Genomic DNA, 12,617 nt, shown 5'->3' on the forward strand with positions numbered 1-12,617 from the left:
CCAGTATTGGTTAAACATGAGAAAAGCCTTTCAGAAATTTCTGAAAGGCTTTTGTAAATGTATACAGGCAAGAAAAAGTTACATTGCCTTTAAATTTATGATTCTTCCTTGCTCATCCCTTTTTTTTTCCTGCTCTTTTGGGGGTGGAGTTCCATGGAGTGCCTCGTCCCTATTGTTGGGACTTTTTAGCGTTGGATTTGTTTTATGTGCTTCGGCTTGTTTTATGTACCACTCCAACTGTTGTTTCTGCTTGTAGAGAATTCCCAAGGTGATTTCGGGCAATTGGTGGTTGTTTATAAGCTCATCATATCGTTTAATATTGTTCAGGTCGCGTGCGATACATTGTTTAATGATGATTTCAGAATTGAAATGTTCCAATGCTTCTTTTATCTCTTCCCAAGTACGATCCTGGTGCCCTTTTTCTGAATCCAGCTTTAAAGGCTCGATATCTCTCGAACTCAATTCACTGCTTATGGTATTTGCCATGCGGTTTCGCTCTACGGCCATGAAATTCAAGAAACGCTTCAGTTCGGTTGTCTGTGCGTCTTCGGCTGCGTTATAGTACAGCTTCTCTGCTTCGAAACAAGCAACCAGTAAGCGGTTTAGCTTGTTAAAATCTGGGTATTTCTGTTTCATGTATCTTTAGATTTAACCAAATGTACGATAAAACCATAATCGAAAGTTTCAGCATTACGTTAATTAACACTAAAATTTCGTTAACGTTTGAAACACTGCCATAAAATTCTCGTCCTTTACCCGAACAGCAACCAAAAAACCATCCAGAGTTTGTCCAACCAACTACTCGTAGAACAATGTAAACAGAACAGCCGCAAGGCGCAATTGGCTTTATACAAGCAGTATTGCGACGGGATGTATATTGTTGCCCTACGGTATATGAAGGATAAGGCAACCGCAGAAGATGCGGTACAGGAAGGTTTTATCAAAGCCTTCAAAAAAATCGAGCAGTTTAAAGGGGACGTCACCTTTGGTGCTTGGTTAAAAAGAATCGTGATAAACACCTGCCTGGATGCCATAAAGGCAAAAAAATTGGAGACAGAACCCTTGTATGACGAAACGTTACGTATTGCAGAAGATGAAACAGACTGGCATGTGCCGGATGAGACCACCGTGGATGAAGTGATGCAGGCCATTGAAAATCTGGGCGATAATTATCGCGATGTTACAAAATTATTCCTTCTGGAAGGCTATGACCATCAAGAAATAGCCGAGGTGCTCAACATTTCTGAAAGCGCCTCCAGAACAAAGCTGCACCGCGGAAAATTGAAATTGAAAGAAAATTTAAAACACTTACACTATGGCACAGGATATTAGAGATTTACTGAAACAACGTCCTGAAAAGACCGAGGCAATGTCCACAGGGCACGAGGATAGGTTTTTGGCGAAGCTGGAAGCCCAGTTTCCTGAAACACTTGAAAAGAAAACAGATAACACGAACGCACCTTTCTTTTGGATGAAGATTGCAGCCGTTGCCGTTGTGATGCTCACAGCGGGCTTTTTTGGGTACCAATACACCTCAAACTTTAACGGTGGACCCAATATGGACAATAGTACAACCGAAGCTGGAACCGATGAGATAAAGGCTACTGAGATCCTTAAACAACCCAAACTCACATTGGGCGACCTTTCACCAGACCTAAAAAAGGTAGAGGATTTTTACCTCACGGGAATTAACGTGCAACTGGCATCCCTCAATGAAAATGACGATAACAAGGAACTTATTGAAGCCTATAAAAAGCGTATCGCAGCGTTGGATGTAGAGTACAACCGCTTAAATACAGAATTAACCGAGACAGGCCCTACAGAGGCCACCATCAACGCATTGATTGATAATTTGAAACTTCGTTTGGATTTGCTGTTCAAGCTTAAAAACAAATTAAAAGAACTTAAAAATTTAGACAATGAAAAATTCAACAATTTACAAGCGTAGCCTTGTCTATGCAGTTTTAGTTTTTTGTGGTGGTTTTGTCCTTGCACAAAATTCCTATAAAGAAACCTTTACCGTGGCTGAAGATGCCGTAGTGAACGTGAACACCTCCCACACCAATGTGGTTTTTGAAACGTGGAACAAGGATAAGGTTGAGGTAGAAGCATTTGTGGAGGGTGAAAACCTTTCAGAAAAGGAAAAACAGGAAATTTTCGATAACTGGAAATTTGATGTGATGGGGAACAGCAAGAAAGTGAACATAACCTCCAACAGTGGAAGCCTTTGGGGCGATTTTGAAACCCTGGGTAGCCTAAACTCGTTGGACAATCTGGGTAGCCTCGTAAATATGTCCAGCCTTGAAGCATTAAAAGGCCTTGAAGGGCTTGGCGAGCTTGGAGAGATCTTCACTGCAGATTGGAACATTAACGTTCCGGAAATCCCAGAAATGGAAGCCATGCCGATGTGGCCCTTTGGAGAGCAGAACGCTATTATAAAAAAGGGCGACTCTTATAAGCGCTTCAATTATAAGGACAAAGCATCCTTCACTTTTGATAGGGATACTTATGAAAAAGACAAAAAAGCATATGTAAACAAGCTGAACAAGAAGTACGGTGCCAATGCCACGGTTAAAGAGACCGACAAGTGGTTAAAGGATTTGGATACTTGGAGCGAAGACCTTGAAAAGCGAATGGAAGATTGGGGCAATCAATTTGGGAAATCCTTTGAGGAAAACTTTGGTCCCGACTTTGAGAAACGTATGGAAGCTTGGGGTGAAAACTTTGGGAAACAATTCGAAAAACAAATGGAAGCCTGGGGAGAGAACTTTGGTAAGGATATGGAAAAATGGGGCGCCCAGTTTGAAAAGGAAGCCGAAGAGTGGGCAAAACAGTTTGATGGCAACTACAAAAAAGAAGAAATTATAGATGAGAATGGTAACAAGACCACCATCATCAGATCTTCAAACACTAAGAGCGGTCTTTTGGACAAACCCAACAAAAAGGTAAAAAAGACCATAATTATACGTATGCCCAAGAATACCAAGACCGATATCAATGTTCGGCACGGTGAAATAAAAATGGCCGATGTGACCAATGTTAGAGCAACCTTGAATTACGCCGCTTTAACAGCAAACAGTATTGATGGGGGGAAAACCCTCATCAATGCTGCTTATGCCCCCGTACATGTGAACTATTGGGGTGATGGGGCACTGGCAATACAATATGTGGAAAACTGTAAACTGAATTCGGTAAATAATATCAATTTGCAAACCAGTTCTAGCAACGTGGTAATAAATGAACTTAAAAAGACAGCGTATGTTAAGGGCTTCATTGGTAGTCTTTTTGTGAACAATGTCTCATCAAACTTTACTACGATCGATCTTGTGCTGGATGACACCAATGCAACCATAGACCTGCCCAGTACCTCATATACTTTTTTCTTCAACGGAAGAAAATCAACCTTGCAATACCCTAAGTCGCTGGAAGCTACAAACTCTAAAGAATACGGAAGAATCCTGGTTCGGGGTTTCAACAGTAAAAAAGACGCCCCACGCTCTCTCACGATCAACGCCAATTATAGCAATGTACGATTGCAATAATATGAATAATGCCCCATTGTTACTTTCCTTTTTGCGTACATCTTTAACTTTTATGCTAAACGAAAAACCCCGAAATTTCTTCCGGGGCCTTTGCTACTTTTAATTAGGAATAATTACTTCTTCAGTAGCTTAAAGGATTTTGAATTATCTCCGGCTACAACATTCACAATATACATCCCTGCACGTAGTGCTGAAATAGTAACTGCCTTCTCTTGTGCAGCAATTTCAGTAAATAAAACTTGCTGCCCAGTAATGGAATATATGGTAACCGAATCTATGGTTGTATCGCCCTTTACATTCAATACATTTTCAGCTGGATTGGGATAGATGGCAAACTGTGTGTTTGCTGTAATATCTTCAGTATCTAAGATCGTGGGCTCAAGTTTTAAGACAAACCCTACAGAATCTCCATTGCTATCCTTTCCGGTACCCACTATAGTAGTGCCGTCCGCCGATATATCGAGAGGAAGGGATAAATTAACCCCTTGCAGGTCTATACCAAGTGTGGTGGCATAATCGTTCAGGTTTAATATGCCTAAAGCTTCGGTCCAGATAAAACCTTCTCCAAATACGGCAGGGACCCCATTGGGTCTATAATTTCCTACGGCAATGGTTCCGTCTTCGTTCAATCCTGTGGTAAATCCTCTGTACCCAGGAGTCAAGGCTGGGCCTATATTTACTAAACCAGAATCCTCACTCCAGAGATACGCTTGAAAGTTGTTGGCAAAACTACCTTCGCCGCCTACCCAAGCACCATCGTTGGAAACGGTTTCTACACCTCCTACGGGATCACCATTGGCAGTATCTATAGTTTGCTGTACCCCATTTGTCCAAACGGCTCCCTGACGGAATCCAGAAGCGGTATCTTGCCAGCCTCCTATTATGGTACCGTCCAGATTTGTGGCATTTGCCCTAGAAAACGCACCAGCTACAGTAGAACCTAAATCTATAACCCCTTCGGTCTCTGTCCACCGAACGGCGTGTGGTGTGTTTGTGCCGGCAGTATATCCAAGGCCAACTATAGTACTTGCGTCTCCGGAGATTGCGTGGCTAGAGCTTGCCTCAATACCATCATCGCCTCCCAGACCACCAAGGGGTGTCCAGGTTTGGGTGGCTACATCATACATACTCAACTCAATAAGGTTATTAGTGGTGTTAAGCGAGCTGGCACCAATGGTAAGACCATCGTCCGATATTCCTGTCTTCCCTCCAATTCCAGGGGCAGGAACTACTCCGCCAATAGTTTCAAAACCTGTTGTTTCGTTCCATAAAAAGTGTGTTTGGGTGTCGTATCCTGCAGCAGCTGAGCCGTTGTAGTTTACGCTGGAAACAAACCCGGTGGTGGGAAGGATAATAAGTTCTCCGTCGCTAGGTGGAATGTTCAAGGTTACCGAAACATCAAAAACCAAAAAGCCTCCTGCATCAGTTCCGTTTGTGCCTGTTGTGTGGATAGCCACAAAATATTCTCCCGTTGTGGGCGGTGTAAATGTTTCAGAAGCTGTGTATGCCATACTTCTCAGGTCATTTCCATTGTTCATTCCCGGAAACTCTCCTTGTTGCATGATGTTTTGGAAGGTGGCAAGCGTTTCAACTATCGCACCGCTGTTTTGTCCATCTGTAATGACCAACTCAAAGTTCTCACTAGCTGTAAGGTTACCTAGATTGAGGGCGTTATAGTCTATTTCAATTTTGTATTCGTTGGCACTGTTCAATGCCAACCCCTTCGTAAATGCCCAATCGTCTTTTTCTAGTTGGCTCACGTTGTTCGGGATAACGTTCACAAACATATCGTTTGTTCCGTCTCCGTCTATATCAACCGTGTCATTAAATGCCCACACAGGTGTCTGTGCATCAGCATCCTCATATTCCCAGCAGTCAGGTGTTCCATCACTAAAATCTTCAGTATAAGGGATGGTAGCTGGTTCGTTGCACAATGGGACGGAAGGCTGGGTATCCACACCAACATCGAACAACAATAAAGCACCTCCACTTGCCGAAGCATCTATTGCGTGTACCCCAACGTAGTATGTGCCTGTAGTTGTAGGCGTAAATCCTTCTTCAGCTAAATAGGCTTGGGCCTTCAAATCGTTACCATTGTTCATCCCTGGAAACTCTCCTTGCTGGGTTATATCGTTATATGTATTCAATAACTGTTGAAAAGGGGCTGTGGAAGATTGTTCGTCCAGCACGAAAAATTCAAAATTTTCTATAGAGGTTGCTTGCCCAAGGTCTACTGCATTGTAGTGGGCAGATAGATAATAAGTGGTTCCAGCTTCTAGTGCTACGCCTCGTGAGAATACCCAATCGTCCTTATCTGGAAATTGGACACCCGGTGAAATGTTACTGTAAATAGGATCGTTGGTGCCGTCCCCGTCAATATCTACACTATCGTTATAGCTCCATACGGGCAGTATACCATCGGTATCCTCAACAGCAAAACAAGGTGGGTTCCCTGTGCTGAAGTCTTCATAGTACGGTACTGTCGCAGCGTTACAATTAATGGTAATATCTTCTACTGATGCATTAAAAACAAAAAATCCCCCACCTTCGGCACCGTTTGTTCCAAGGGCGTGGATCGCTACATAATACTCTCCCGATGTTGCAGGAATAAAAAGTTCGGAAGCGGTATATGCCTGATTTTTAATGTCGTTTCCGTCGTTCTGGCCGGGGAAGGTTCCTTGTTGTAAAAAGTCGTTATAGGTTCCCAAAACAGTGGAAAAAGTTGCTGTAGAGCTGGGAGCATCTGTAATTACCAACTCAAAATTTTCAGAAGCCGTTGCGTTTCCAAGATTAAAGGCGTTATAATCTATTTCAATCACATATTCGTTGCCAGCTGTTAAATCCAGTTTTCTGGTAAATGCCCAATCGTCTTTTTGGGTGGTTCCTACATTTGGTGGGATCATAACCATTACGGGGTCGTTGGTTCCGTTTCCTGTAATGTCCACACCATTGTTGTAGGTCCAAACAGGGTTTGCATTGTCAGTATCTTCATAGGTCCAGCAATCTGGAGTCCCTGCACTAAAATCCTCAAAATAGGGAATGGTGGCTGCCATAGTGCAATCCTGGGCTTGACTTGCCAAGATGGTGGTGAAGAGAAATAAGAGCGTAACTAATTGTTTCATCGCATAATATGTTTTGATTATGCAACAAACCTATATAGAATAAAGAGGTGTCTGAGTTAATGCTCGGTTAACGGTCGGTTAATGAACGGTTAATGGCCTATTAGCTTCTTCTCATAAAAATGGCAACGATCGCCGAAGTAACCAACCCCATGCCCAAAGCACCAATGGCCGATTGCCATATATAATTGTTGATATTGAAATAATCATTGGCCTTGGTACGCGTCATCACATCGTTGGTGACCGAATATTCTATCACATTGTTGAAATATTCAGGGGTGATATAATTGTGGGTTATATATTGGGCCAAAGGCGAGAGCAGGGTGACAAAAACAGTCATCTTTACACCGGTTAAAAACCCTTGGAGCCACGTCATTTTTTTATCATAGTGCCTTCTCCTTTTTTCGCGCATGACCAGAACGTACATTAAAATTGCAAATGGCATAAAAAGTAAAGTAAGCCAATAATGGTCTGCAATTTTCTCGTCGTGCCATCCCAGGGTTTTTTCAAACAGCATCCAAGCCAGCATGGTAATGGTAAATATAAACGCCCATTTCAGTTCTATTTTTATAGCTTTCATTTGGTAAGTATTAGTACGGCAAGATACAAAAAAAGCATCCTGAAAATTTACGTTCCCGAATGCTGTTTAATTTATGATTCTTATAATTTCAATAAAGCGCTTGCAATATATAAGTTCCTTCCACACCGTGGGTAAAACTGCCTGTAATGGGTTCCTGGTTTTGGATAGCAGCCCGTATGTTTGAACAAAGGGTATTACAATCAAATTCAATCTGTCCGCTTAAAAAGAACGTGTTTGTTGAAACGTCCTGAACAAACGAAACATACCCAACACCATTTACAAAACGGGCAATAGGAACTTCAAAACTGGTTTGAGGGGAAACTGGCTCTTTCTGGTTTACTGAAATTACTTTGTAAGAAACCGTAGTAGCATCGGTACCCGCGTTTTTTGTTGTGATCTTTTCTGCTGAAACAGTATAGGTGAAACCAGGCTCGAAGTCGAAATTAGAAATAAATGCTGTGCCCTGAAATGTATCACTGCCAATAGCACCGTTTTCCTGAATCAAGAATTGGGTTCCGTTTAAAACCGATGTAGTTTTATAATGGTTCACAAATAAGGTCACCTCTTCATTTGTAACCGAAGCATCGTCAGCACTACAAGCCAACAGTAAGAATGAAGTGAGTAGTATAACTATTTTTTTCATTGTATTTTTTACTGGAATAATCACAAAAAAGATACCAAAAAAAACCCGAATGTTGTATCAACATTCGGGATTCTAAGAAAATTAAATTGCTCAAAGCTAATTGCTAAAGGCTCATCACTTTGTCTCGGTAAGTACCCATTCGCCTTTGTTTATAAGGGGGAGCGCTTGTTTGTATTTTACCTCTTTGCTCTCGCCGCTCATCACATTCTTTATCACCACCTTATCGTTACGGCCTATCTTGGGCTGTTCGCGCACTATGGTTTCGGTAACTTGTGGTTGCTGGCGTTGGGTCTGTCCTGCGGCTCTTGCCTGGGCAGCACGCTCGTCCAGATTTTGGATCTCCTCTTTCTGCTCGCTCAGTTTTTCTTTTGGACGGGTCTGGCGTGCCTCGCGGATTTGTTGCTGGTTTTCCTGTGGCAATTCTCCTTTGAAAAGGAAGGAGATTACATCCTTATTTACCTTTTCTATCATTTGTTTGAAAAGCTCAAAGGCTTCAAACTTATAGATCAATAACGGGTCCTTCTGCTCGTGTACGGCCAACTGTACCGATTGTTTCAGCTCGTCCATTTTACGTAAATGGGTTTTCCATGCATCGTCGATAATGGCGAGGGTAATGTTCTTTTCAAAGTCGTTTACCAGTTGTGTGCCTTCGGTTTCGTAGGCTTTTTCAAGATTTGTAGCCACGTTGATGGTCTTCACCCCATCGGTAAACGGAACGAGAATACGCTGGTACTGGTCCTTGTGATTCTCGTATACATTCTTTATCACGGGGAAGGCCATTTCGGCATTGCGGGCCATCTTGTCCTTGTAGTGCTGAAAAGCGGCCTTGTACACTTTCCCTGCAATTTGTTGGGCGCCCATGGCCTCGAATTCTTCTGCGGTAACGGGAGAGCTCATGGAGAAATAACGAATCAATTCAAACTCGAAATTCTTATAATCCTGCGCCAGTTTGTTACTTTCGGTAATTACCTCGGCAGTGTCGTAGATCATGTTTGCTACGTCCACACGCAATCGTTCCCCAAACAGGGCGTTGTAACGACGCTTGTACACCACTTCACGTTGGGCGTTCATTACATCATCATATTCAAGGAGCCTTTTTCTAATTCCGAAGTTGTTTTCCTCTACCTTCTTCTGTGCACGCTCAATAGATTTACTGATCATGGAATGCTGAATCACCTCTCCTTCCTTCAAGCCCATACGGTCCATCATCTTGGCAATACGTTCACTCCCAAAGAGACGCATTAAGTTATCTTCCAGCGAAACGTAGAACTGCGAACTTCCCGGATCTCCCTGACGTCCTGAACGACCACGCAACTGCCTGTCCACACGGCGGCTGTCGTGACGCTCTGTACCTATAATGGCAAGACCTCCGGCATCTTTCACCTCTTTACTCAATTTAATATCGGTACCACGGCCTGCCATGTTGGTGGCAATGGTTACCATCCCGCTGTTACCTGCTTCCGAAACAATATCTGCCTCTTTTTTGTGCAGTTTTGCGTTCAATACGTTATGCGGAATGTTACGTATGCTCAACATACGGCTCAATAATTCTGAAATTTCTACCGATGTGGTACCAATCAACACTGGTCTCCCTTGTTTTGAAAGTTCGGTCACCTCTTCAATTACCGCATTGTATTTCTCACGCTTGGTCTTATAAATCTTGTCTTCACGATCATCACGTGCAATGGGTCGGTTGGTGGGTATCTCCACCACGTCCAGCTTGTAGATTTCCCATAGCTCACCAGCTTCGGTCACGGCGGTACCCGTCATCCCCGAAAGCTTGTTGTACATCCTAAAGTAATTTTGAAGCGTAATGGTGGCAAAGGTTTGCGTCATGGCCTCGATTTTTACATCTTCCTTTGCCTCGATGGCTTGGTGCAGTCCATCGCTGTAGCGGCGACCTTCCATGATACGTCCGGTTTGCTCGTCCACGATCATTACTTTGTTTTCCATCACTACATACTGGTCGTCTTTCTCGAACAGCGCGTAGGCCTTCAACAATTGGTTCATGGTATGGATACGCTCACTCTTCACTCCAAAATCACGGAATAGTTCTTCTTTTTCTACCGCTTCTTCTTCTGGGGTAAGACCTTTGTTTTCAATCTTGGCGATTTCGGTGCCCATTTCTGGCATCACGAAGAAATCTGGATCGTCCTTCCCGGAAAGATAATCTACACCTTTATCGGTCAATTCAATCTGGTTGTTCTTTTCGTCTATCACGAAATACAACTCGGCATCTACCTTTGGCATCTCGCGATTGTTATCCTGCATGTAGAAGTTTTCGGTTTTCTGAAGGATTTGTTTTACACCTTCTTCAGATAAAAACTTGATGAGCGCCTTGTTTTTTGGAAGCCCACGAAACACACGTAGTAATTTGAAACCACCTTCTTTTACGTCACCTTCAGCAATCGATTTTTTTGCTTCGGCGAGTACGCCCGTCAACAGCTTTTTCTGTACGTTCACGATGTCGGCGATTTTCGGCTTCAGTTCGTTAAACTCGTGGCGGTCGCCTTCAGGTACGGGACCAGAGATGATGAGTGGGGTACGGGCATCGTCAATCAAGACACTATCCACCTCATCCACGATAGCGTAGTGGTGAGGCCGCTGTACAAGGTCTCCCGGGGCGTGCGCCATGTTATCACGCAGGTAATCGAAACCAAACTCGTTGTTGGTTCCATAGGTAATATCGGCATTATAGGCTTTACGGCGCGCATCACTATTGGGGCGGTGGTAGTCTATACAATCTACGGTCATCCCGTGGAATTCGAAAATGGGGGCCATCCACGCGCTATCACGTTTTGCGAGATAGTCGTTCACGGTTACCAAGTGCACACCGTTCCCGGCCAATGCGTTAAGATAGACGGGAAGTGTTGCCACAAGGGTCTTACCTTCTCCTGTTTGCATCTCGGCCACTTTTCCTTGGTGCAGTGCTACACCACCAATGAGCTGTACATCGTAGTGGACCATATCCCAGGTAACTTCTTTACCTGCGGCATCCCAAGAATTTTTCCAGATGGCTTTTTCGCCTTCAAGCGTTACATAATCTTTTTCGCCCGATAGCTCACGATCGAAGGGTGATGCGGTAACTTCCAGCGTTTGGTTTTCTTTAAAGCGTTTTGCGGTTTCCTTGATTACGGCAAAGGCTTCGGGTAGGATTTCGTCGAGGGTTTTCTTCTCTACTTCGTAGCGGTCTTTTTTAAGGGCATCCATCTGGTTGTAGATGTCTTCCTTCTTATCTATATCTTCTTCTTTATCGGCTTCGGCCTGAAGGTCGTCTATCTGCTTTTGGATATCGGCTTGGTCTTCCTTTATCTTGCTGCGGAAGAAATCGCTCTTGGCGCGCAATTCGTCCAGCGAGAGTGCTGCAATGCTTGCTTCCTGTTCTTTTATTCTATCTACATACGGTTGTATGTCTCCAATGTCTTTTTTGGATTTGTCTCCAACAAAAACTTTTAATACGCTATCTAAAAATCCCATAATAATATTTCGGTTTAAGGGGCAATTTCAAAAGGTAATTTCCCTTTAAAAACAGTATACAAAAAAACGGTTAAAAAACCACATTAACAAGTGGTTTACTAGTTTTGTGTGTTCGGTTTTGCCCACAAAAAAAGCCTCAATGATTTGAGACTTTTTTGGTATGTTGTTTACTGCTAGGCAGTGTGTTAATATTCATCTTCGTTCCACAGGTAATCATCGTCTGTGGGGTAATCTGGCCAAATTTCTTCGATAGAGTCGTAGCTGTCGCCTTCGTCTTCAATAGCCTGAAGGTTTTCCACAACTTCTAATGGGGCTCCGGTTCTAATAGCGTAGTCTATCAGTTCGTCTTTTGTTGCCGGCCAGGGCGCATCGCTTAAATAAGATGCTAATTCTAAAGTCCAGTACATAGTACGTTGTAATTTTTAATTTTGTGCAAAAATAATTTTTTAGACCAAAAAGCCAAGGAAAAAAAGAATTATTTCTGTTTTATTTCTAAGAACGTTTGTAAGTAGTTGAAGATTAGTGAATTGTATTATTGGTAAATTGGTAAGTTAGTTAGTGCTAAAGTTATTTGTCAAATTTTCAATTTAACTAATTTTCTAACCTCTAACCTCTAACCTCTAACCTCTAACCTCTAACCTCTAACCTCTAAGTTACAGTTTTTCCGGTATCCACTTTACTTCTTCTGCTTGCAAGTCTTTGGACAACTTCCGTGCCAGTACGAATAGGTAGTCAGAAAGGCGGTTGAGGTATTGTAAAACACGTTCGTCCGTAGGTTCTATTTCGTGTAATTGTGTGGCCAGACGTTCGGCGCGACGGCATACACAGCGGGCTATGTGACAATATGACACGGTAGTGTGCCCCCCTGGAAGTACAAAGTGCGTCATTTGTGGGAGGGAGTCGTTCATAGTATCCATTTCAGTTTCGAGCAACGTGATATTTTCTTCTGAAATCTTAGGAATGTTCAATCGCTCTTTCCCACTTTTAAGCATCGCCTTTTCCGGGTCTGTTGCCAAGATGGCGCCCACGGTAAATAATCTGTCCTGTATATGAACTAGGATTTCCTTACTTCGCGGATCTATCTCTTGGTCACGTATAAGGCCGATGTAGCTGTTAAGCTCGTCCACCGTTCCGTAACTTTCAATACGTATATGGTGCTTGGGGACGCGGGTACCGCCAAAAAGGGCCGTGGTACCTTTATCGCCTGTTTTTGTGTAGATTTTCATGGTTGTTTTCCGCAAAGACGGAACGATTTT

General features: G+C 43.1%; 10 protein-coding genes. 3 read left to right on the top strand and 7 right to left on the bottom strand.

Translation table 11 applies throughout. The features are described from left to right. Positions 1-78 precede the first annotated feature (78 nt). The gene (locus tag C8D94_RS11990) at positions 79-636 is read right to left on the bottom strand and encodes a DUF2383 domain-containing protein (protein ID WP_115124199.1); all 558 of its coding nucleotides are present in this window, start codon (positions 634-636) and stop codon (positions 79-81) included. A gap of 150 nt (positions 637-786) precedes the next feature. On the opposite strand from C8D94_RS11990, the gene C8D94_RS11995 reads away from it, so the two are divergent. Genes C8D94_RS11995 through C8D94_RS12005 form a run of 3 tightly spaced genes read left to right on the top strand, consistent with a single transcriptional unit; the run spans position 787 to position 3,542 of the window. Then, complete coding sequence (locus C8D94_RS11995; protein WP_115124200.1) at positions 787-1,332, top strand: RNA polymerase sigma factor; 546 nt, start codon at positions 787-789, stop codon at positions 1,330-1,332. Continuing rightward, a complete protein-coding gene (locus C8D94_RS12000) occupies positions 1,316-1,948 on the top strand; it encodes a hypothetical protein (protein WP_115124201.1) in 633 nt (210 codons plus the stop codon). The genes C8D94_RS11995 and C8D94_RS12000 overlap by 17 nt, the downstream gene beginning before the upstream one ends. After that, positions 1,920-3,542: a hypothetical protein gene (locus C8D94_RS12005; protein ID WP_115124202.1), complete on the top strand. Its 1,623-nt coding sequence runs from the start codon at positions 1,920-1,922 to the stop codon at positions 3,540-3,542. The genes C8D94_RS12000 and C8D94_RS12005 overlap by 29 nt, the downstream gene beginning before the upstream one ends. A gap of 113 nt (positions 3,543-3,655) precedes the next feature. Here C8D94_RS12005 and C8D94_RS12010 read toward each other — a convergent pair whose 3' ends face one another. The 6 genes from C8D94_RS12010 to C8D94_RS12035 form a co-directional block, all read right to left on the bottom strand. Then, positions 3,656-6,664 (bottom strand): T9SS type A sorting domain-containing protein, encoded by a 3,009-nt coding sequence (locus C8D94_RS12010; protein WP_115124203.1) that lies wholly within the window; start codon positions 6,662-6,664, stop codon positions 3,656-3,658. A 100-nt stretch (positions 6,665-6,764) separates the two neighbouring features. Beyond that, positions 6,765-7,241 carry a DUF4199 domain-containing protein gene (locus C8D94_RS12015; protein WP_115124204.1) on the bottom strand — a complete coding sequence of 159 codons (477 nt, stop codon included), beginning with the start codon at positions 7,239-7,241 and terminating at the stop codon, positions 6,765-6,767. Between the two features lie 88 nt (positions 7,242-7,329). Further along, positions 7,330-7,884, bottom strand: coding sequence for a hypothetical protein (locus C8D94_RS12020; RefSeq protein WP_115124205.1), 555 nt, complete (start codon positions 7,882-7,884; stop codon positions 7,330-7,332). A gap of 114 nt (positions 7,885-7,998) precedes the next feature. Further along, positions 7,999-11,361: a preprotein translocase subunit SecA gene (gene secA, locus C8D94_RS12025; RefSeq protein WP_115124206.1), complete on the bottom strand. Its 3,363-nt coding sequence runs from the start codon at positions 11,359-11,361 to the stop codon at positions 7,999-8,001. Between the two features lie 185 nt (positions 11,362-11,546). Continuing rightward, positions 11,547-11,768: a DUF2795 domain-containing protein gene (locus tag C8D94_RS12030; RefSeq protein ID WP_013070580.1), complete on the bottom strand. Its 222-nt coding sequence runs from the start codon at positions 11,766-11,768 to the stop codon at positions 11,547-11,549. Between the two features lie 246 nt (positions 11,769-12,014). Then, positions 12,015-12,587, bottom strand: coding sequence for a cob(I)yrinic acid a,c-diamide adenosyltransferase (locus C8D94_RS12035; protein ID WP_115124207.1), 573 nt, complete (start codon positions 12,585-12,587; stop codon positions 12,015-12,017). Positions 12,588-12,617: the final 30 nt, after the last annotated feature.

The organism is Marinirhabdus gelatinilytica, from assembly GCF_003353425.1.
Taxonomy (GTDB): domain Bacteria; phylum Bacteroidota; class Bacteroidia; order Flavobacteriales; family Flavobacteriaceae; genus Marinirhabdus; species Marinirhabdus gelatinilytica.

What these genes read in the sequence shown, in the direction of transcription:
- C8D94_RS11990 (WP_115124199.1), bottom strand. Translation starts at nt 636, where the DNA reads ATGAAACAGAAATACCCAGATTTTAACAAGCTAAACCGCTTACTGGTT.
- C8D94_RS12000 (WP_115124201.1), top strand. Translation starts at nt 1,316, where the DNA reads ATGGCACAGGATATTAGAGATTTACTGAAACAACGTCCTGAAAAGACC.
- C8D94_RS12005 (WP_115124202.1), top strand. Translation starts at nt 1,920, where the DNA reads ATGAAAAATTCAACAATTTACAAGCGTAGCCTTGTCTATGCAGTTTTA.
- C8D94_RS12010 (WP_115124203.1), bottom strand. Translation starts at nt 6,664, where the DNA reads ATGAAACAATTAGTTACGCTCTTATTTCTCTTCACCACCATCTTGGCA.
- C8D94_RS12015 (WP_115124204.1), bottom strand. Translation starts at nt 7,241, where the DNA reads ATGAAAGCTATAAAAATAGAACTGAAATGGGCGTTTATATTTACCATT.
- C8D94_RS12020 (WP_115124205.1), bottom strand. Translation starts at nt 7,884, where the DNA reads ATGAAAAAAATAGTTATACTACTCACTTCATTCTTACTGTTGGCTTGT.
- secA (WP_115124206.1), bottom strand. Translation starts at nt 11,361, where the DNA reads ATGGGATTTTTAGATAGCGTATTAAAAGTTTTTGTTGGAGACAAATCC.
- C8D94_RS12030 (WP_013070580.1), bottom strand. Translation starts at nt 11,768, where the DNA reads ATGTACTGGACTTTAGAATTAGCATCTTATTTAAGCGATGCGCCCTGG.
- C8D94_RS12035 (WP_115124207.1), bottom strand. Translation starts at nt 12,587, where the DNA reads ATGAAAATCTACACAAAAACAGGCGATAAAGGTACCACGGCCCTTTTT.